The sequence below is a fragment of the Corynebacterium qintianiae genome, from assembly GCF_011038645.2.
GTDB classification, from domain to species: domain Bacteria; phylum Actinomycetota; class Actinomycetes; order Mycobacteriales; family Mycobacteriaceae; genus Corynebacterium; species Corynebacterium qintianiae.
Map to the genome: position 1 here is coordinate 351,066 of NZ_CP064955.1, position 17,417 is coordinate 368,482.

At 64.7% G+C, this 17,417-nt stretch carries 21 protein-coding genes; 18 read left to right on the top strand and 3 right to left on the bottom strand.

From position 1 onward, the window contains the following. The first annotated feature begins 43 nt into the window (after nucleotides 1-43). The gene (locus G7Y29_RS01810; protein WP_165003554.1) at nucleotides 44-361 is read left to right on the top strand and encodes a WXG100 family type VII secretion target; all 318 of its coding nucleotides are present in this window, start codon (nucleotides 44-46) and stop codon (nucleotides 359-361) included. Nucleotides 362-391: 30 nt separating this feature from the next. Then, nucleotides 392-676: a WXG100 family type VII secretion target gene (locus G7Y29_RS01815; protein WP_165003556.1), complete on the top strand. Its 285-nt coding sequence runs from the start codon at nucleotides 392-394 to the stop codon at nucleotides 674-676. Nucleotides 677-827: 151 nt separating this feature from the next. Here the strand turns inward: G7Y29_RS01815 and G7Y29_RS01820 are convergent, their stop codons facing one another. Further along, nucleotides 828-2,324, bottom strand: a complete 1,497-nt coding sequence (locus tag G7Y29_RS01820; RefSeq protein ID WP_165003558.1) for an HNH endonuclease signature motif containing protein — start codon at nucleotides 2,322-2,324, stop codon at nucleotides 828-830. Between the two features lie 288 nt (nucleotides 2,325-2,612). Here G7Y29_RS01820 and rplM point away from each other — a divergent pair, with 288 nt between their 5' ends. The 6 genes from rplM to G7Y29_RS01850 all read left to right on the top strand — a co-directional run bounded on the left by rplM (nucleotide 2,613) and on the right by G7Y29_RS01850 (nucleotide 7,124). Continuing rightward, nucleotides 2,613-3,056 (top strand): 50S ribosomal protein L13, encoded by a 444-nt coding sequence (gene rplM / locus G7Y29_RS01825; RefSeq protein WP_165003560.1) that lies wholly within the window; start codon nucleotides 2,613-2,615, stop codon nucleotides 3,054-3,056. Then, on the top strand, nucleotides 3,056-3,604 hold the full coding sequence (gene rpsI / locus G7Y29_RS01830) for a 30S ribosomal protein S9 (protein WP_165003562.1): 549 nt from the start codon (nucleotides 3,056-3,058) through the stop codon (nucleotides 3,602-3,604). Before rplM ends, rpsI begins: the two co-directional genes overlap by 1 nt. A 117-nt stretch (nucleotides 3,605-3,721) precedes the next feature. Next, nucleotides 3,722-5,065, top strand: coding sequence for a phosphoglucosamine mutase (gene glmM / locus G7Y29_RS01835; protein ID WP_165003564.1), 1,344 nt, complete (start codon nucleotides 3,722-3,724; stop codon nucleotides 5,063-5,065). A gap of 144 nt (nucleotides 5,066-5,209) precedes the next feature. Continuing rightward, nucleotides 5,210-5,509 (top strand): hypothetical protein, encoded by a 300-nt coding sequence (locus G7Y29_RS01840; RefSeq protein WP_165003566.1) that lies wholly within the window; start codon nucleotides 5,210-5,212, stop codon nucleotides 5,507-5,509. Beyond that, nucleotides 5,506-6,882 (top strand): hypothetical protein, encoded by a 1,377-nt coding sequence (locus G7Y29_RS01845; RefSeq protein WP_165003568.1) that lies wholly within the window; start codon nucleotides 5,506-5,508, stop codon nucleotides 6,880-6,882. The genes G7Y29_RS01840 and G7Y29_RS01845 overlap by 4 nt, the downstream gene beginning before the upstream one ends. Continuing rightward, a complete protein-coding gene (locus G7Y29_RS01850) occupies nucleotides 6,882-7,124 on the top strand; it encodes a hypothetical protein (RefSeq protein WP_165003570.1) in 243 nt (80 codons plus the stop codon). The genes G7Y29_RS01845 and G7Y29_RS01850 overlap by 1 nt, the downstream gene beginning before the upstream one ends. 13 nt (nucleotides 7,125-7,137) lie before the next feature. Here the strand turns inward: G7Y29_RS01850 and G7Y29_RS01855 are convergent, their stop codons facing one another. Beyond that, entirely contained in the window at nucleotides 7,138-7,992 is an 855-nt protein-coding gene (locus G7Y29_RS01855) for a poly(ethylene terephthalate) hydrolase family protein (RefSeq protein ID WP_165003572.1), read from the bottom strand. Nucleotides 7,993-8,098: 106 nt separating this feature from the next. On the opposite strand from G7Y29_RS01855, the gene glmS reads away from it, so the two are divergent. From glmS to groL, 10 genes are all read left to right on the top strand, one after another. Beyond that, nucleotides 8,099-9,961: a glutamine--fructose-6-phosphate transaminase (isomerizing) gene (gene glmS, locus G7Y29_RS01860; RefSeq protein ID WP_165003574.1), complete on the top strand. Its 1,863-nt coding sequence runs from the start codon at nucleotides 8,099-8,101 to the stop codon at nucleotides 9,959-9,961. Between the two features lie 19 nt (nucleotides 9,962-9,980). Further along, nucleotides 9,981-10,640 carry a hypothetical protein gene (locus tag G7Y29_RS01865; RefSeq protein WP_165003576.1) on the top strand — a complete coding sequence of 220 codons (660 nt, stop codon included), beginning with the start codon at nucleotides 9,981-9,983 and terminating at the stop codon, nucleotides 10,638-10,640. A 10-nt stretch (nucleotides 10,641-10,650) separates the two neighbouring features. Beyond that, complete coding sequence (alr, locus tag G7Y29_RS01870) at nucleotides 10,651-11,730, top strand: alanine racemase (protein ID WP_165003578.1); 1,080 nt, start codon at nucleotides 10,651-10,653, stop codon at nucleotides 11,728-11,730. Then, nucleotides 11,727-12,221, top strand: a complete 495-nt coding sequence (gene tsaE, locus G7Y29_RS01875; RefSeq protein WP_165003580.1) for a tRNA (adenosine(37)-N6)-threonylcarbamoyltransferase complex ATPase subunit type 1 TsaE — start codon at nucleotides 11,727-11,729, stop codon at nucleotides 12,219-12,221. Before alr ends, tsaE begins: the two co-directional genes overlap by 4 nt. Before the next feature lie 10 nt (nucleotides 12,222-12,231). Continuing rightward, nucleotides 12,232-12,729, top strand: coding sequence for a hypothetical protein (locus tag G7Y29_RS01880; RefSeq protein WP_165003582.1), 498 nt, complete (start codon nucleotides 12,232-12,234; stop codon nucleotides 12,727-12,729). A gap of 10 nt (nucleotides 12,730-12,739) precedes the next feature. Then, nucleotides 12,740-13,408, top strand: a complete 669-nt coding sequence (gene tsaB, locus G7Y29_RS01885; RefSeq protein WP_165003584.1) for a tRNA (adenosine(37)-N6)-threonylcarbamoyltransferase complex dimerization subunit type 1 TsaB — start codon at nucleotides 12,740-12,742, stop codon at nucleotides 13,406-13,408. Continuing rightward, nucleotides 13,405-13,890 carry a ribosomal protein S18-alanine N-acetyltransferase gene (gene rimI / locus G7Y29_RS01890; RefSeq protein WP_196820164.1) on the top strand — a complete coding sequence of 162 codons (486 nt, stop codon included), beginning with the start codon at nucleotides 13,405-13,407 and terminating at the stop codon, nucleotides 13,888-13,890. The genes tsaB and rimI overlap by 4 nt, the downstream gene beginning before the upstream one ends. Continuing rightward, nucleotides 13,887-14,942 carry a tRNA (adenosine(37)-N6)-threonylcarbamoyltransferase complex transferase subunit TsaD gene (gene tsaD / locus G7Y29_RS01895; RefSeq protein WP_165003586.1) on the top strand — a complete coding sequence of 352 codons (1,056 nt, stop codon included), beginning with the start codon at nucleotides 13,887-13,889 and terminating at the stop codon, nucleotides 14,940-14,942. The genes rimI and tsaD overlap by 4 nt, the downstream gene beginning before the upstream one ends. Nucleotides 14,943-15,075: 133 nt before the next feature. Continuing rightward, on the top strand, nucleotides 15,076-15,375 hold the full coding sequence (groES, locus tag G7Y29_RS01900) for a co-chaperone GroES (protein WP_006839505.1): 300 nt from the start codon (nucleotides 15,076-15,078) through the stop codon (nucleotides 15,373-15,375). Between the two features lie 7 nt (nucleotides 15,376-15,382). After that, on the top strand, nucleotides 15,383-16,990 hold the full coding sequence (groL, locus tag G7Y29_RS01905) for a chaperonin GroEL (protein ID WP_165003589.1): 1,608 nt from the start codon (nucleotides 15,383-15,385) through the stop codon (nucleotides 16,988-16,990). 59 nt (nucleotides 16,991-17,049) lie between these two features. Here the strand turns inward: groL and G7Y29_RS01910 are convergent, their stop codons facing one another. Then, complete coding sequence (locus G7Y29_RS01910) at nucleotides 17,050-17,367, bottom strand: WhiB family transcriptional regulator (protein WP_165003591.1); 318 nt, start codon at nucleotides 17,365-17,367, stop codon at nucleotides 17,050-17,052. Between the last annotated feature and the right edge of the window lie 50 nt (nucleotides 17,368-17,417).

The following is a 17,417-nucleotide window of genomic DNA, read 5'->3' on the forward strand; positions in this document are numbered from 1 at the left end:
ACCGGTCTCGCCGCACAAGCTATAAGCACAAGGGGGAGATCAGATGACTCAGCTGAATACTGAAGCCGATGTCATGCGTTCCGCAGCCAGCAACGTGGACGACACCAATAACGCCGTCAACAGGGAGATCGAACGAATCCAGGGAGTTGTCGAGGGCACTCGTTCCTACTGGGCGGGCGAGGCGCAGACCAGTTTCGACGGTGTCATGCGCAATTACGACGACGCGCAGCGCCGCCTGGTGGAGGCCCTGCGCGGAATCGCAGAGAACCTGCGCGACAACGCCAAGAACTACGAGCACATTGAGGCGTCCAACATGGACGACATGCAGAAGGTCGGCGCGAGCGCGGGACTCGCGCTCTAAACGAGCTGGATTTAGGAGAAGGGGAGAAACATGACCATCAAGTACGAGTTCGGCCAGCTGGCCGGTGCGGCGGGAGACCTGCGGGCCTCGGTCGCTCAGATCAACCGCATGCTGGATGACCTCAAGTCCGGACTGCAGCCCATGGTGTCGACGTGGACTGGCGATGCCGCCGAAGCCTACAATGCCCACCAGCAGAAGTGGGACGCAGCGGCGGACGACCTCAACGTGATCCTCAACAATGTCGCCGAGGCTGTCGAGGGTGGTAACGACCGAATGCGGCAGGTCAACAACGCAGCTGCCCAGAGCTGGGGCTAGCAAGCTTATCGACGGCGCACCGCACGCTCGGGGGAGGTAGACGCGCGCCGGGCAGGATTGATATCGGGGACCAACTAATCGGGGGATGCGCAGCGCGTTCCCGCAACACCGGATGCGCAGATCCGTATGTCGCGGGGGCGCGCTAAAGCTTTTAGTAGATGGCATCGCCGTATTTGAGGTACGGGTCGTTGTTGATGAGGCGCTCGATGCGTGCTTCGTAATCGGCAAGGGGTTCTGTTTCCTCGTCAATGAACCCCGCGTTGTGGGTAATCATGGGTTCGGGCGGGTCGAAGGGGAAATTCATGCCGTATTCGTTTTCGAGTGTGGTGAGGGCATCTTTGCAGGCAATTTCATCCCGCGTGTTTTCGAAGTCGTCGAGGATTTTGTGGCCCCGGGCGAAGAAGGTTCTCACCCGGTCGCGTTCACGCCGTCGCGCGTCAAGGTCGATGTTCCAGCGGGGGTTGCATCGGTTGAGCTGCTCGCCTATGAACCCCTCGGGCTCGGACAGTTGGTAGGTTCCATCGGAAAACAGCCAGACAACATCGCCTGTGACGGGATCGGGGAGGTAATACGCCCGCCGGTCGGTCTTGACGTTGTGATGTTTCTGGCACAGCGAATACAAGTTCGCGGGTGTGGTGGAACCACCTTCCTCGTATGGCACGCGGTGGTCGAGTTCGCAATGTTCAGCAGCGCGATCGCATCCGGGCCAGATGCAGGTTCCGTCGCGTGCGGCGGCGTAAGCTCTCATCGTTTCCGACGGGACGTAGCCGGCGATCTGGTGATCCGCCACCTTGTCGAGGTCGACGATGTGCGCTGTGGTGTCCTCGACGAGGTTCGCGAATGCCTCGGTTCCGTCGCCGTCGGTCCAGCCCTGGCCGGGGAAGTACACCGACGCTCCCGGCGCCACGTCGCCCTCAGAGGTCAGGGGTGCGTACCCGTAGATAGTGACTTTGATGTCGGCGTTGAGCCCGCCGGTGAGGATGAGACGCGTGGCTTGTTCTTCGGAGAGTTTATGTTCGCGGGCGACCTGCCGGCGAAACTCAGTGATTAGAGCGTAGGTGGCGCGGTCGCATTCGACGGTCATGCCCGAGCGTTTCACAGCCCGGTATTCGTGCACGGTGAAGTCGCCCGAGTCTTTGTCGCGCCGCGTGCGCTTTTTTTCGTCGTAGGCGACACCTTCGTCGAGTTTGGCGATAAACCTGCGCAACCGGTGGGTAATCGCATTCGGTGTGGGTAGGGGCTGGTCGGCTTTCACCGGCGTAAACATTGCAGCAAGGAACTCGTCGATCACCGCCAGGACCTCCCGGGTGAGTTCGGGGCCGAGCTCGGCGATAACGTTATCGACGGAAATGAGACGTTTCAGGTCGAGCACCCGGGTGGTGTCTTGGATGGCTCTGAGCCAGGGCAGGTCAATGAGACGTCGATAAGCGAAAACCGCCTTCTCGACAGCTGCCTTGCTCTCTCCGGTGGCCTCCTGGATCGCGGTTAATTCGCGCTCGAGGTCGTCGACGATGAACGTCGGATCGGCCCATGTCGAATACAACTCGTAATCGAGGTCGCGTTTGCGCTGTGCCAATTCTGCCCGCGCGTCGCCCGGGCGCTGTGTGCGGAAAAAGCGAGTGTCAGAGTGCTGGGTAGGGTTAGTCATGTTCCCCCTTTCGTTACAGCATATGATAATCGAACATATTAGCGTAGTCAAGTCTAAATGCAGGAAATACGGATAATTTCTAGGCAATACGTTCGAAATATATTCGAGCTGACGTGCGGGACGTTTTGGATCAGGTGAGATCGTGCCCTAGGCTGATCTACCTGTGTGTTCCCGTGTTGAAAGGCACGCACATGTCCGTCGGGTCTCCACCGGCCGCCGTCAGGACGTGTCGAGCGCACTGGCTTTTTCTGGCCGGCAGCCATCTAGACAGACTTTAAGGAGTCGTACATGTCTACTTACCATCCGAAGAGCGGTGACATTACCCGTCAGTGGTACGTCATCGACGCAACCGACGTGGTGCTGGGCAAGCTCGCTTCCACCGCAGCAGACATTCTGCGCGGCAAGCATAAGCCCCAGTTCGCGCCGAATGTCGACACTGGTGACCACGTCATCGTCATCAACGCCGACAAGGTCCACATTTCCTCGAACAAGCGCGAGCGTGAAATGCGCTACCGCCACTCCGGTTACCCGGGTGGTCTGAAGTCCATGACCCTTGGTCGCGCTCTGGATGAGCGCCCGGATCGCGTTGTCGAAGAGGCAATTCGCGGCATGATGCCGCACAACCGCCTCTCCCGCCAGTCCATCAAGAAGCTTCACGTCTTCGTCGGCTCCGAGCACCCGTACCAGGCTCAGAAGCCGGAAACCTTCGAGTTTAAGCAGGTGGCCCAGTAATGACCGAGCCGAACAACTACACCGACGAGAACTTCGAGACCGAGGTTGACGTCGACCTCGCAACCGCCGCGACGGAAGAGTTCAACTACACCATCGGCGACGCTGTCGCTCCCGAGGTTGAGGCCGGGTCTGATGAGGCTGTCGAGCCGGTTTCCCTGCACGAGGGCCCGATCCAGACCGTCGGCCGCCGTAAGCGCGCCATTGCCCGCGTCACCGTGACCGAGGGCGACGGCACCATCACCGTCAACGGCCGCGAGTTCGAGAACTACTTCCCGAACAAGCTGCACCAGCAGGACATTCTGCAGCCGTTGACACTGCTTGAGCGTGAAGGTCAGTTCAATATCAAGGCCACGATCACCGGTGGCGGCCCGACCGGCCAGTCCGGTGCACTGCGTTTGGCGATCGCCCGCGCGCTCAACGTGTACAACCCGGCCGAGCGCCCGACCCTGAAGAAGGCCGGCTTGCTTACCCGTGACGCCCGTGCCGTGGAGCGCAAGAAGGCTGGTTTGCACAAGGCCCGCCGCGCCCCGCAGTACTCCAAGCGTTAATTCACTTCAACGCGCCAGGCTCAAGCCGTCCCGCCCTCGTTGCGGGGCGGCTTTCGCCGTTTCACGGGGTGTGCATCTTGTCGCGACAGAAATATAGAGTCGTGCATAATTAGACGAATGACTCGATTGTTCGGAACTGACGGTGTACGCGGCTTAGCCAACGAAGTGCTGACAGCCCCCCTGGCTCTCAAGCTCGGTGCGGCAGCGGCGGCGGTGCTCACGGAGCACCGGAGCTCAGGCAAGCGGCGGCCGACCGCCATCATCGGACGAGACCCGCGGGTGTCCGGTGAAATGCTCGCTGCCGCGATGGCGGCCGGTATGGCGTCGAAGGGTGTGGACGTGTTGCGCGTAGGCGTCATCCCGACCCCGGGCCTCGCCTTTTTGACCGACGATTACGGCGCCGATATCGGTGTCATGATCTCGGCGTCGCACAACCCGATGCCCGACAACGGGATCAAGTTTTTCTCCGCCGGCGGGCGCAAGCTTCCCGACGACGTAGAGGATCGCATCGAGGAAGCGATGAACCACCTTGACGACACGGGCCCCACCGGCACCGGCATCGGCCGCGTCATCGAAGAGGCGCCGGACGCCCAGGAGCGCTACCTTGCCCACCTCAAGCGCGCTGTGACCACCGACCTTTCAGGCATCAAGGTTGTCGTCGATTGTGCCAACGGTGCCGCTTTCGAGGTCGCCCCCAAGGCGTACGCCGCGGCCGGAGCGGATGTGACGGCGATTTTCAACACCCCCGACGCCTTCAACATCAACGACGGATCGGGTTCGACCCACATGGAACAAATCCAACGGGCCGTGATCGCCCACGGAGCAGACATCGGCTTGGCGCACGACGGTGACGCCGATCGCTGCCTAGCCGTGGATGCGGCAGGTAACATCATCGACGGTGACCAGATCATGGCGATTCTGGCAACGGGGATGAGGGACAAAAACATCCTCCAGGAGAACACCCTAGTAGCCACGGTGATGAGCAACCTCGGCCTTAAGCTCGCGATGCAACGCGAGGGTATCGCGATGAAAGAGACGAAGGTTGGCGACCGCTATGTTCTGGAGGAGCTGGGCCGCGGAGGATACTCGCTCGGTGGCGAGCAGTCGGGACACATCGTCGTTCCCCAGCACGCAACCACCGGTGACGGCACCTTGTCGGGCCTTCTGTTGATGGCGCGGATGGCGGAAACGGGTAAGAGCCTCCAGGAGCTCGCCAGCGTGATGACGGTGCTGCCGCAAGTGTTGATCAACGTTCCCGTCGCGGACAAGTCCCGCATTGCCGACGCCCCGTCGGTCAAGGAAGCCGTCGCTGAGGCCGGTGTAGAGCTCGGCGACAGCGGCCGCGTCCTGCTCCGCCCGTCGGGCACGGAGGAGATTTTCCGCGTCATGGTGGAGGCGTCAGAGGAGGAGCAGGCGCGCAAAATTGCGGGGCGGCTGGCGGCCGTCGTGTCGTCTGTGTAAGTTCGGGGCTGTACCCGCGATCCCGGTGGCCGAAAGAAAATCGGGGATCGAGGGAACCACACCCGGCTCGGGGGAGTCTAATCAGGGTGCAACTGTTTGTAGGGCGTGCCCTCTACTGGGCCGCCAGGGGGAATGGGGAATCTCGTGGAACATCCGCTTCACGTGGATCCGGAGGCAGTCCGTGAACGGCTGACCGTCGCGATCGCGCAGTACGAGGAAGTGATTTCGCAGCTTAGAGCTGCGCCACCGGCGCTGCCAATCGACGCTGTCGGCAGCGGTTTTCCAGACTCGGGTCGGGCTTTGGCTGAAGCGCTGGAGGGAATGCAGAGTCTCAACGTGCAGTTCTTGGAAAACCGCGTGGACGGCTGGCGCCAGGTGATGCGGTTGATGGACACTGTGGAGCAGGCGGACGGTGTCCATGCTTCGGGATTGGGGTTGCTATGACCGCGGTAACCGCGAACATTGATTCGCTCGCAGCGGAAGCTGCGTCCGTCCCGGGAGCTGACCCGGCGACGCTGTCTCGAATCTTCTCGCTCGCCGATGAAATCAACTCGCAGTACCGCAAGATTGACGGCATGAACCTCGAAGTGGTCTCTGCCAGTTCCGGCAGGTTGCTCGGTTCCGGAGGGGGCAGTTCCAGCGGGTCGCGCGGTGGAGGTATCGGCGGATTCCTGCTCAAATTCGCCATCGACGTGGTGAGCAAGATCGGAGCCGACGGCGCCTCGAGTTGGTTCCACGGAATCGGCGTCTCCGGCGACGAGGACGGCCGCGAGAACGCGGAGGAGACACAGGGTAACAACGCTCGCGAGATCCACCACGACGTGCAGGCTGCATGCAGGTCCATGACGGATATAGACCTGACGGCGAATACCGCAATCGGCGGAGTGACGGAGGTGATGGCGGGTCTCCTGGCGGTCGTGCGCATTCACCCGGTTGGACGGGCAGTGGCGATCGTCCTGCCACTCGTAGCCCAGGGAATGGAACAGATTCTTGGGATCGTCGAGGACCGCAACACCCAGATGGAGGGTTGTCTCGGTGCGGTGACCGACAGGTGCAATGCCATGCTCGACCACCAGCCGGCCCTACCTCGGGAATGGGAATGCCCGGTGCCGGCGGCTCGCGACTGCGAGACAGCCCGGCCCACCACACCTGATGCTCCTTGCCCGACCCCGGGAGCTCCCGCCGTAACAGCGCCTGCCACCGAAGAGTGTATCGAGCGGCTGGTGAAAACTGTCCCGTCCGCCCTCGACGAGGTGAAGACGCAGGCTGCCTCCGTGGCCGCCTCGGCTCCAGTCAACATCGCATTCGACTTCGACGTGGAGCGCCTGCCACAGCACACTGTGGAAAAGGAAACCGTATCCTGCCCGCCCACGTGCGCGGACGCCGCGTTGTTCGTCCCTCCGGAAGATACCGCTGAGGTGTGTCACGTCGGAGTGCTTGCGCACATAGGGCTGGGCATCACTCTCGAGTGTGTGAACTACCTCGCAGAGTGTATCGCGGAGGCGGCGGAATGCCCGGGCGAGAGCTGCTGCGCCCACACTGAGGAGACCTCGGAGGAATGCCCTCCGCCCCCCGAACCGGAGCCGGCGCCCGCACCAGTGCAACCGCCGGTCGCGGAGGGCACGATCCCGCCGCCGCCCGAACTGGCACAGGTGGAGGAGCCGCCGGCGCCAGCCGAGAAGCTGCGGGCCGCCGGACTTGACGCTCCGGCGCCTGCGCCTGCAGCGCCTCCACCTCCCGTGGAGCCCGCACCGGCACCAGAGCCTGCGCCTGCCAGCGGAGACACCCCGAAAATGAGAAAGTCAGGTGAGTGGTAATGGACTTCGTTGAATTCGCTGAACAGTACAAGCGTCGGACCGCGAAGCGGATGTTGGATTTTGAAGCCGCCGTCGCCGAAGCGCACCGCAAGATGGAGCAGGCCGGCCGGCAGCAGGCGATGGCCCGGGAACTGAACCTGCGTCAGATCCCAGCCAACCCGCCGAAGGGCACGTACCGGCCGGTGCGCAGGAACGGACGCGTGCAAGGCGTGCTCCGCCGGGATGGCGAGCACGAGACGTGAGGTCAACCGGCTTCTAGAAGAACGAGAATCCGGAATCGTCCCGGGTCAACCCGGCACGCTCGGCGAGGTCGTCACCGCACAGTGACGTGACCTTGGGGCCGGAGGCGTCGGTCTCGCTGAAGTCGGAGTACTTCTTCTCACCGTCGAGTTGGTGCAGGAAGTACCCGACGAGCAGGCCGCGCACCGTGGACTGGACGCTGCTGTTGGGCCGGGCCAACCCCATGATCCGCTTGGCCATTCCGTCCTCGCTAAAGCTGACCTGGCTGCCCTTGGAGGCGACGCGGTAGACGACGTCACCGGCCCAGTTGTATGCGAGTTTGGCGGGGTTGCCCGGATCAAAGAGCGAGTCTGAGTCATTGTCGGCGCCGACAACCATTCCGGGGATCAAAAGGTTTCGGGCCGCCTGGATGGCCGACGGCGCGGTGTTGGCGGGATAAATTGCTGCGACGGCCTTGACTTTCGAGTTATCCACGGCGGACAGGACTGCTGCGCCGCCGCCCATGCCGTGGCCCGCCACGCCAATCTTGCCCGGTGCGACAGTGACGTTGCCGTTGCCCAAGCGGACCCCAGCGAGAATCTGCATCGCGGTGTCGAGGTCCGCGGCGAAACCCGCGTGGTCAGGGTTGAAACCGGACTCCGTGTTCGGAGCCGCGACAACGATGCCCCAGCTAGCCAAGTGGCGCAGGGTGGCGTGGTAGTCGTCGATGGTCCGCATCCAGTCGTGGCCGAAAGCGATCGCGGGAAGACCGTCGCCCTCCGCAGGGGTGTACACCTTGCCGGGCAGACCGGTGTAGCCGAGGTCGCCCTCCATCACATGGTGCGGGCCACGCTTGGTCAGATCAGACAGCTTTTTCAGATTCGCAGACACGTAAACCAGAATACGTTATCCCGCGCTTGCCAGGGGCGGTGCCGCGTGGTGGGCGTCCAGAAGCGAAATACGTGACGCAATAGAAGGTTGTATTACTGTGGGCTCCATGTGTGGAATCGTGGGATACGTCGGCCAGAAGCAATCGCTGCCCATCGCTGTCGAGGCGCTGCGCCGCATGGAGTACCGCGGGTACGACTCCGCGGGTGTCGCCGTGGTGGGCGAGAACGGCATCGCGAGCGCGAAACGCGCCGGTAAGCTGGCCAACCTCGAGGACAAGATCGCTGAGATCGGCGAGGGCACTCTCGCTGGCACGACCGTCATCGGCCACACCCGCTGGGCGACCCATGGCCGCCCGACGGACGAGAACGCGCACCCCCACGTCTCCTTCGACGGCAAGGTGGCGATCGTCCACAACGGTATCATCGAGAACTTCGCCGTCCTGCGCGAGGAATTGGAGCGCGACGGCATCGAGCTCAAGTCTGAGACCGACTCGGAGACCGCTGCTCACTTGCTTGCCAAGGCATACAACGACGGCGACACCGCGGGTGACTTCCGTGCCTCCGCTCTTAATGTTCTGAACCGCCTAGAGGGTGCATTCACACTGCTGTTCGTGCACGCCAATCACCCTGATCAGATCATCGCTGCGCGCCGCTCCACCCCGCTTATGGTGGGCGTGGGCGAGGGCGAGATGTTCCTCGGCTCGGACGTCGCGGCATTCATCGAGCACACCAAGCAGGCCGTCGAGTTGGGGCACGACTCTGTAGTGGTCATTAACAAAGACGGCTATGAAATCCTCAATTTCGACGGCTCCGGGGCGGAGGGCAAGCCCTTTACCATCGACTGGGATCTTGAAGCTGCTGAGAAGGGGGGATACGACTCCTTCATGATGAAGGAGATCTTCGAGCAGCCTGCCGCGGTCCGCGACACGCTCGCGGGCCACTGGGCCGACGGCCGCGTCACCCTCGACGAGAACAGCCTCACCGTCGACCAGCTGAAATCTTTCAACCAGGTCTTCGTCGTGGCCTGCGGCTCGGCCTACCACTCGGGCTTGGCGGCGAAGTACGCCATTGAGCATTGGGTACGTATCCCGGTGCAAATCGAGGTGGCAAGCGAGTTCCGTTACCGCGACCCCGTGCTCGATGAGCGCACCCTCGTGCTCGCCATTTCCCAGTCGGGTGAGACGGCCGACACGCTGGAGGCCGTGCGACACGCCAAGACCCAGGGCGCGAAGGTGCTGGCGGTGTGCAACACCAATGGCTCCCAGATCCCGCGCGAATCCGATGCGGTGCTGTACACCCACGCCGGGCCGGAGATCGGCGTGGCCTCCACCAAGGCGTTCCTCGCCCAGGTGGCGGCGAACTACATCGTCGGGCTGGCGCTCGCCCAGGCGAAGGGGACGAAGTACCCGGATGAGATCGCGGAGATCTGGCGCGAGTTGGAGGCTATCCCGGGCAAGATCGAGCAGGCTCTGGACTCGCGCGACCAGGTCAACGAGATCTCCGAGACTCTTGGCGCAATTAAGACCATGCTGTTCCTCGGCCGCGGCGTCGGTTTCCCAATCGCCCTGGAAGGTGCGCTCAAACTCAAGGAGCTCGCCTACATCCACGCCGAGGGCTTTCCCGCCGGCGAACTCAAGCACGGCCCGATCGCGCTGATTGAAGAAGACCTCCCCGTCGTCGTCATCGTGCCCAGCCCGCGCGGGGTGAGCCAGCTGCACTCCAAGATCGTGTCCAACATCCAGGAGATCCGCGCCCGGGGCGCCAAGACCTTCGTCATCGCGGAGGAGGGTGACACTGCGGTGGAGCCGTACGCCAATTGGCTGGTGCGCATCCCGCAGACGCCGACGATCATGCAGCCGCTTCTCGCGACTGTCCCGCTGCAGTTCCTCGCCGCCGACATCGCGCGGGAGAACGGCAACGAGGACATCGACAAGCCGCGCAACCTGGCCAAGTCGGTCACGGTCGAGTAAGCGGCGGAACGCGTAAAGGATGCTCGGCGCGCTCTCGTTCGCCTTCGTCGACTCGATCAACCTCCTGCTCATCGGCGTGATCGTGGCGGTAGGCATCGTGGTTCCCGCGGGCCGGGGCCAGTACGCGAAGATCACATCGTTGCTCATCGCGGGCGACTGGCTGGGTGTGGCCAGCCTGGCCCTGCTCATGCTGGCGATTTTCGACGGGTTGGGCCCGGTGGTCAAGGAGTTCGTCGAGGGGCCGGTGTTCGGCATAATCCTCATTGCCACCGGCCTGGCGACGGGCCTGCTGGCGCTCCGCGGCGGGGACAACTCCGCCATCATCGAGCGGGTGATGGGCCCGCTGCGCGCGCCGGGGCCGCTGACGGTGCTGACGGGTTTCGTGCTCGGTGTCGTGCAGTCGGCAACCTCGGTGCCTTTCTACGGCGGGTTGGCGCTGCTGTCAACGGCCGGAATCGAGCCGCCGGTGCGCTACAGCTCCCTCGTTCTGTATGCCACGGTGGCGTTAAGCCTGCCCACGGTATGCGCACTGCTGGTGGCATGGGTGCGGCAGCGCCCCCGCAGCGCGGCGGGACGGGGCTTCGCGTGGGCCCGCGCCAACCCGCGGGCGGTCACGCTCACTGCCACCTGGGCGGTGTCGGTCCTGCTCGTCGCCCTCGGGGTAATCCACCTCTTCTAGGATGGGCAGCATGGATTTGCTCACCGCGCGCATTGACTTGGACGCGATCGCGCACAACACCCGTGTGCTCAAGCAGCGCGCAGGTGACGCGCGGCTGATGTGCGTGGTCAAGGCGGACGCCTACAACCACGGCGCGCAGCGCGTGGTGCCGGTGATGGACGCCAGCGGGGCGGACGCTTTCGGGGTGGCCACGCTGGCCGAGGGGGCGTCGATAAGCGAGCTCACCGCCAAACCGGTGGCCGCCTGGCTCTGGGTGCCAGGCCAGGAAATCCCGCCCGGGGTTGAACTGGGCGTGCCCACCCTCGACCATCTGAGCTGGCTTATCGACGCCCGTGTCAACGCACCCCTCCACATCAAGGTGGACACCGGCATGCATCGCTCCGGGTTGCGGGAGTCCGACTGGGAGGCGGCGTTCCGCATGGCGGCCCGCGCCGGTCTCGAGGTCAAAGGCCTGATGAGCCATCTTGCGGTGGCGGACGACCCCGCAAACCCGTACACCGATGCCCAGGCAGACGCGTTCCGGCGTGCGGTGGCCCTGGCCCGCCAGGTTGGCCTGGAGGTGCCGGTAAACCACCTCGCCAACTCGCCTGCGCTGCTCAGCCGCCCCGACCTCGCTTTCGACCAGGTGCGCGCCGGGGTGGGGCTCTACGGGCTTGAACCGATTGCCGGGGGCGGCAGTGATCTGCGCCCCGCGATGAGCTGGGTCGCGCGCGTGCTGGCGGTCAAGCCCCTGTCCGTGGGGGAGGCCGTGAGTTACGGGTTGACGTGGGCCGCGCCTGACAACGGGTTCGTGGCGGTCGTGACGGCCGGGTACGCGGACGGTGTGGCGCGCTCGTGGCAGGGCTGCCTCGATGTCGCCATCGGCGCGCACCGTTACCCGCAGGTCGGGCGGGTGTGCATGGACCAGTTCATCGTTTGGTTGGGTGACAATGACGCGGGTGTCGCGATCGGCGACGAGGCCGTCATCTTCGGCGCTGGCGGGGTCGGTGCCACAGAGCTCGCCGACCGTGTGGGCACCATCAACTACGAGATCGTGTGCGCGCCGACTGGCCGCACCGTACGCACCTATACCGGAGGGACAGGCGCATGAAACACGGGTTCCCGGAGCGCGGCCAGCGCCGCTGCGACACTGCGGACGAGACCAAAGGGCTCGGGCGTGAGTTCGGCCAGGCCCTGGAGGCCGGCGACGTCGTGATCCTCGACGGCCCCCTCGGTGCCGGCAAGACCACCTTCACCCAGGGCGTCGCCGACGGGATGGGGGTCAACGGGCGGGTGACCAGCCCGACGTTCGTTATCGCCCGGGAGCACAAGGCGTCGGCGGGCGGCCCCGCGCTGATCCACGTCGACGCGTACCGCCTCATCGGTGAAGGATCGTCCGGCGACCCCCTCGGCGAGCTCGATGCGCTTGATCTGGACACAAACCTTGAAAGCGCCGTGGTCGTCGCGGAATGGGGCGGCGGGCTGGTCGAGCAGATCGCAGCCGAGTACCTGGTCGTCACCATCGACCGCGAGACTCTTGTATCGGAGGACCCCGACTCAGAGGGCCGGATCATCTCGTGGGAGATAGCAGCACCAATGTAGGCTTTAACCCATGCTGAAGCTGAACAACGCCAACCGCCGCTGGATCGGGCTCGCTCTCGCCCTCTGGCTCATCGCCCTAATCGCCATTATCTTCCTGCCGATGAGCAGGGGAGGAGCCCAGGCCAGCCACACCGACTCGCTGGCCCAGAGCCTGCAGCAGACGCAGGCCGCCAACGGTGACTCGGTTGTCGCCGAGCTGGTGAACCCGGCGCTCGTGTACAACGAGTCCTTCGTCGGCTACACCACCATGTGCCCGACGGACCCGGCCGAGCTCACCCAGGCGAAGATGCAGGCCTTCCAGCTCGACGGGGCGCAGGTGGACATGAGCGGAAAGTACGGTTACATGGTGCTGCTGCCCGCCCAGCAGGGTGAGGAGGTCACGCTCGACCGCGTCAACCTGGACACCGTGGACATCTGCACCGTCCCGCAGTCCGAGTCCTTCCCCCTGAACACGCCGATCCCGTTCTACCTCGACGATGGAACCTGGAAGATGGGGATCAACTCCTAAGGTCCGACGCATGATTGTTCTGGCATTGGACACCGCCACGACGGACCTGGTCGCGGGTGTTGTGGACACCCGCGGTGAGCCCCGCGTGCTCGCGGAGTCGGTGACGGCGACGCGGGCACACAACGAGGAGCTCGTGCCCACGGTCACCCGGTTGCTCGCTGAGGCGGGCGTCGGGTTCGCGGACATCGGGGCGGTCGTCGTCGGTTGCGGCCCCGGCCCGTTCACCGGGTTGCGGGTGGGCATGGCCACGGCGTCGGCGTTCGGTCAGGCGCTCGGTGTGCCCGTCCACGGGGTGGTCACGCACGACGCGGTCGCAAAGCTTATCGACGCCCCGGTGACGCTGGTGGCCACCGACGCCCGCAGGAAAGAGGTGTACTGGGCGAAGTACGCCTCGGGCGAGCGCGCGGCGGGCCCGGCGGTGACAGAACCGTCGGAGGTGGACACCGCGGACGCCAACGTGGTCAGCGTGCCGCCTCACCTCGCGGAACAGCTTCCCGCGAGCGGGGCGGAGTTCACCTACGTCGCGCCCTCTCCACTCGGGTTGGTCGCGGCGGCGGACCTGAGCTCCGAGCCAGCGCCGCTCGTGCCGCACTACCTGCGCCGCCCGGATGCGAAGGAGCCCGCGCCCGCGCCGCGCTCGGCGGCCATCCCGGTGGTCGACCTAGGGGAATTAAAGTGAAACTGCGGGAGCTCACCCGCGCGGACGCGACCCGCGTGGCGGAGATCGAGCACGACCTGTTCTCGGGTGACAATCCGTGGTCGCGCGACGTGTTCGTTGCGCAGTTCGCCCAGCCGTACACGTTCTATGTGGGTGCTTTCGAGAACACCGGTGCTGGGGAGATCCTCGTGGGCTACGCGGGCCTGGCCATGCTGGGCCCCCGCGACGATCCTGAGTTCGAGGTCCACACCATCGGTGTCGCGCGCGAGCACCAGGGCCGCGGCATTGGGCGGGTGCTCATGGACCAGCTGGTGCACACCGCCGACGTGATGAACGGGCCGATGTTCCTCGAGGTCCGCACCGACAATGCCCCCGCCATCGGCCTGTACGAGAGTTACGGATTCAACGTGCTCGCGACACGTAAGGCGTACTACCAACCCTCGGGCGCCGACGCGTACTCCATGATGAGGCACCGAAGAGATGAAAGGGACCCGGGAACATGATCGTCCTCGGAATCGAATCCTCCTGTGACGAGACCGCCGTCGGTGTGATCGAGCTGCGGGAAGACGGGTCGATGGAGATCCTCGCCGACGCGGTGGCGTCGTCCATGCACGAGCACGCCCGCTTCGGCGGTGTCGTGCCGGAGATTGCCTCGCGCGCCCACCTCGAGGCGATGCCGCAGGTGATGGAGGCGGCTCTCCAGCAGGCCGGTATTGACAAGCCGGACGCTGTGGCCGCGACCGTCGGCCCGGGACTGGCCGGTGCGCTGCTCGTCGGGGCGTCCGCCGCGAAGGCCTACGCCGCCGCGTGGGGCGTGGGCTTCTACGGCGTCAACCACCTCGGCGGCCACGTCGCGGTGGCCAACCTCGACGGCTCGGGTGACCTGCCTCACGCGGTGGCCCTGCTCGTCTCCGGCGGTCACACCCAGCTTCTCGAGGTCCAGTCCGTGGGAAAGCCCATGCGCGAGTTGGGCAGCACGCTTGACGACGCCGCCGGTGAGGCCTACGACAAGGTCGCTCGCTTGCTGGGGCTGGGGTATCCGGGAGGGCCGGTCGTCGATAAGCTTGCGGCCCGCGGCGAGGCCTCGATCCCGTTCCCGCGCGGGCTGAGCAAGGCCGAGGACATGCGCGGCGAGCACCGCTACGACTTCTCCTTTTCCGGGCTCAAGACCGCCGTGGCGCGCTACGTCGAGGCCGCCGAGCGGGAGGGACGCGTCATCTCGGTGGAAGACGTGTGCGCCTCTTTCCAAGAGGCGGTGTGCGACATCCTGACGAGGAAGGCCGTGCTGGCCTGCGAGGACACGGGCGCACGCGTGCTCTTGCTTGGCGGGGGAGTGGCCGCCAACGGGCGGCTGCGCGAGCTGGCGCAGGAGCGCTGTAGCGCAGCCGGTGTCGAGCTGCGCGTCCCGAGGTTCAAGCTCTGCACCGACAACGGCGTGATGATTGCGGCTCTGGCGGCCCAGCTGATCCGCGAGGGTGCGGAGCCCTCGGGTTTGGGTGTGGGAACGGATACGACGCTCGATGTCGGCGTGCCGCAGGTGAGTGTTGAGAGTTAGCACTCACGGGGGTAGAGTGCCAGTAGGTTGCATTGAGCACAGTTGTTCACCCGCGACGACGGCTGCGGCTGGATGAAAACCGACTGAAGAATTTCACTCACGCTCAAACATCACGAAAGGTCATTGATCGATCATGGCAAACGTCAACATCAAGCCGCTCGAGGACAAGGTCCTGGTTCAGATCGCTGAGGCGGAGACCACCACCGCTTCAGGCCTGGTCATCCCTGATTCTGCCGCTGAGAAGCCGCAGGAAGCCGTCGTCATCGCAGTGGGCCCGGGTCGCCTGGACGACTCCGGAAACCGCGTGCCGGTGGATGTCAAGGAAGGCGACACCGTCGTCTTCTCCAAGTACGGCGGCACCGAGCTGAAGTACAACGGCGAGGAGTACCTGCTCCTTTCCGCTCGTGACCTGCTTGCAGTCGTCGAGAAGTAGGTTTTCAATGGCAAAACTTATCGCATTTGACCAGGAGGCCCGCGAGGGCATCCAGCGCGGTGTGGATATCCTCGCCGACGCCGTCAAGGTCACCCTCGGCCCGCGCGGCCGCAACGTCGTCCTGTCCAAAGCTTTCGGCGGCCCGGCAGTCACCAACGACGGTGTGACCATCGCCCGCGACATCGACCTCGAGGACCCCTTCGAGAACCTCGGTGCGCAGCTGGTGAAATCCGTCGCCGTGAAAACCAACGACATCGCCGGTGACGGCACCACCACCGCGACCCTGCTCGCACAGGCGCTCGTCGCTGAGGGGCTGCGCAACGTCGCGGCTGGTGCTAACCCGGTCGAGTTGAACAAGGGCATCAAGGCGGCCGCCGAGAAGGCCGTCGAGGAGCTCAAGAACCGGGCTACCTCTGTGTCCTCCTCCGCCGAGATCGCCAACGTCGCCACCGTCTCCTCCCGCGACCCCGAGGTCGGCGAGATGGTTGCCGGCGCGATGGAAAAGGTGGGCAAGGACGGGGTCCTTACTGTTGAGGAGTCCCAGTCGATCGAGTCTTACGTCGATCTGACCGAGGGCATTTCCTTCGACAAGGGCTTCCTCTCGCCGTACTTCATGACGGACCCGGATGCCGGCCAGGCGGTGCTGGATGGCGCGCGCGTGCTGCTCGTCCGCGGCAAGATCTCCTCCCTGCCCGACTTCCTTCCGCTGCTCGAGCAGATCGCCACGGAGTCCGTGCCTCTGCTCATCATCGCCGAGGACGTCGAGGGTGAGCCGCTGCAGACCCTGGTTGTCAACACCATCCGCAAGTCTCTCAAGGTCGTCGCAGTGAAGTCCCCGTACTTCGGTGAGCGCCGTTCCGCGTTCATGGACGACCTCGCTGTCGTAACCAATGCCACGGTGATCGACCCGGAGGTGGGTCTCAACCTTAAGGACGCGACCCTGGATCACCTCGGTTCTGCACGGCGCGTCACCGTGACGAAGGACGACACGATCATCGTCGACGGCGCCGGCACCGCCGAGGCCGTAGAGGAGCGCCGCGCGAAGATCCGCCGCGACATCGAGGCGACGGATTCCACCTGGGACAAGGAGAAGATGGAGGAGCGCCTGGCGAAGCTGTCCGGCGGTGTCGCCGTCATCCGCGTCGGCGCAGCGACCGAGACCGAGGTGAACGAGCGTAAGCTGCGCGTCGAGGACGCCATCAACGCGGCCCGCGCTGCCGTGCAGGAAGGCATCATCGCCGGCGGCGGTTCCGCTCTCGTGCAAATCTCACGCGAGCTGGAGGCGTACGCCGAGCAGTTCGACGGCGAGCAGAAGACCGGCGTACTCGCCGTATCCCGCGCGCTGACCAAGCCTGCCTACTGGATCGCGGAGAACGCGGGCCTCGACGGCGCCGTTGTCGTCTCCAAGGTTGCCGAACGCTCGAACGGGGAAGGTTTCAACGCCGCCGCCCTGGAGTACGGAAACCTAATTGAGCAGGGCATCATCGACCCGGTCAAGGTGACACACTCTGCAGTGGTCAACGCCGCCTCCGTGGCGCGCATGATCCTGACCACCGAGGCGTCCGTGGTGACGAAGCCGGCCGAGACTGGCGACGATCACGGCCACCAGCACTAGTAATAGTCGGCACAACACGCAAAGGCCCCGCCTCGTGCGGGGCCTTCTTCGCGCGCGGCTTACTTCGCGGAAACCGCGGCGACCTTCATGCCGCCGCGCGACGAGCCGCCGCGCAGGATGGCCTGACGCTCCGACTCGCTCATGCCACCCCAGATGCCGTACGGCTCGGCGACCTTGAGGGCGTGGTCACGGCACTGGGAAAGTACCGGGCAGTTGTAGCAGATTGCTTTTGCGCGGTTCTCGCGCTGCGTGCGCGCGCGGCCGCGCTCACCGTCGGGATGGTAGAAAACCTCGGACGCTTCACCGCGGCACGCGCCGTGAAGCTGCCAATCCCAGAAATCCGCATTCGGTCCGGGAAGCTGCTGAGGTTGAGACATGTGTGAGGGCTCCTTCTGCACTGCGCCGCGGGTCACGCGGCGGGATCCAT

What these genes read in the sequence shown, in the direction of transcription:
- G7Y29_RS01880 (WP_165003582.1), top strand. Translation starts at nt 12,232, where the DNA reads ATGCTGAAGCTGAACAACGCCAACCGCCGCTGGATCGGGCTCGCTCTC.
- tsaB (WP_165003584.1), top strand. Translation starts at nt 12,740, where the DNA reads ATGATTGTTCTGGCATTGGACACCGCCACGACGGACCTGGTCGCGGGT.
- tsaD (WP_165003586.1), top strand. Translation starts at nt 13,887, where the DNA reads ATGATCGTCCTCGGAATCGAATCCTCCTGTGACGAGACCGCCGTCGGT.
- G7Y29_RS01820 (WP_165003558.1), bottom strand. Translation starts at nt 2,324, where the DNA reads ATGACTAACCCTACCCAGCACTCTGACACTCGCTTTTTCCGCACACAG.
- G7Y29_RS01850 (WP_165003570.1), top strand. Translation starts at nt 6,882, where the DNA reads ATGGACTTCGTTGAATTCGCTGAACAGTACAAGCGTCGGACCGCGAAG.
- tsaE (WP_165003580.1), top strand. Translation starts at nt 11,727, where the DNA reads ATGAAACACGGGTTCCCGGAGCGCGGCCAGCGCCGCTGCGACACTGCG.
- groL (WP_165003589.1), top strand. Translation starts at nt 15,383, where the DNA reads ATGGCAAAACTTATCGCATTTGACCAGGAGGCCCGCGAGGGCATCCAG.
- glmM (WP_165003564.1), top strand. Translation starts at nt 3,722, where the DNA reads ATGACTCGATTGTTCGGAACTGACGGTGTACGCGGCTTAGCCAACGAA.
- G7Y29_RS01865 (WP_165003576.1), top strand. Translation starts at nt 9,981, where the DNA reads ATGCTCGGCGCGCTCTCGTTCGCCTTCGTCGACTCGATCAACCTCCTG.
- groES (WP_006839505.1), top strand. Translation starts at nt 15,076, where the DNA reads ATGGCAAACGTCAACATCAAGCCGCTCGAGGACAAGGTCCTGGTTCAG.
- G7Y29_RS01810 (WP_165003554.1), top strand. Translation starts at nt 44, where the DNA reads ATGACTCAGCTGAATACTGAAGCCGATGTCATGCGTTCCGCAGCCAGC.
- G7Y29_RS01815 (WP_165003556.1), top strand. Translation starts at nt 392, where the DNA reads ATGACCATCAAGTACGAGTTCGGCCAGCTGGCCGGTGCGGCGGGAGAC.
- G7Y29_RS01845 (WP_165003568.1), top strand. Translation starts at nt 5,506, where the DNA reads ATGACCGCGGTAACCGCGAACATTGATTCGCTCGCAGCGGAAGCTGCG.
- glmS (WP_165003574.1), top strand. Translation starts at nt 8,099, where the DNA reads ATGTGTGGAATCGTGGGATACGTCGGCCAGAAGCAATCGCTGCCCATC.
- G7Y29_RS01910 (WP_165003591.1), bottom strand. Translation starts at nt 17,367, where the DNA reads ATGTCTCAACCTCAGCAGCTTCCCGGACCGAATGCGGATTTCTGGGAT.
- rpsI (WP_165003562.1), top strand. Translation starts at nt 3,056, where the DNA reads ATGACCGAGCCGAACAACTACACCGACGAGAACTTCGAGACCGAGGTT.
- alr (WP_165003578.1), top strand. Translation starts at nt 10,651, where the DNA reads ATGGATTTGCTCACCGCGCGCATTGACTTGGACGCGATCGCGCACAAC.
- rplM (WP_165003560.1), top strand. Translation starts at nt 2,613, where the DNA reads ATGTCTACTTACCATCCGAAGAGCGGTGACATTACCCGTCAGTGGTAC.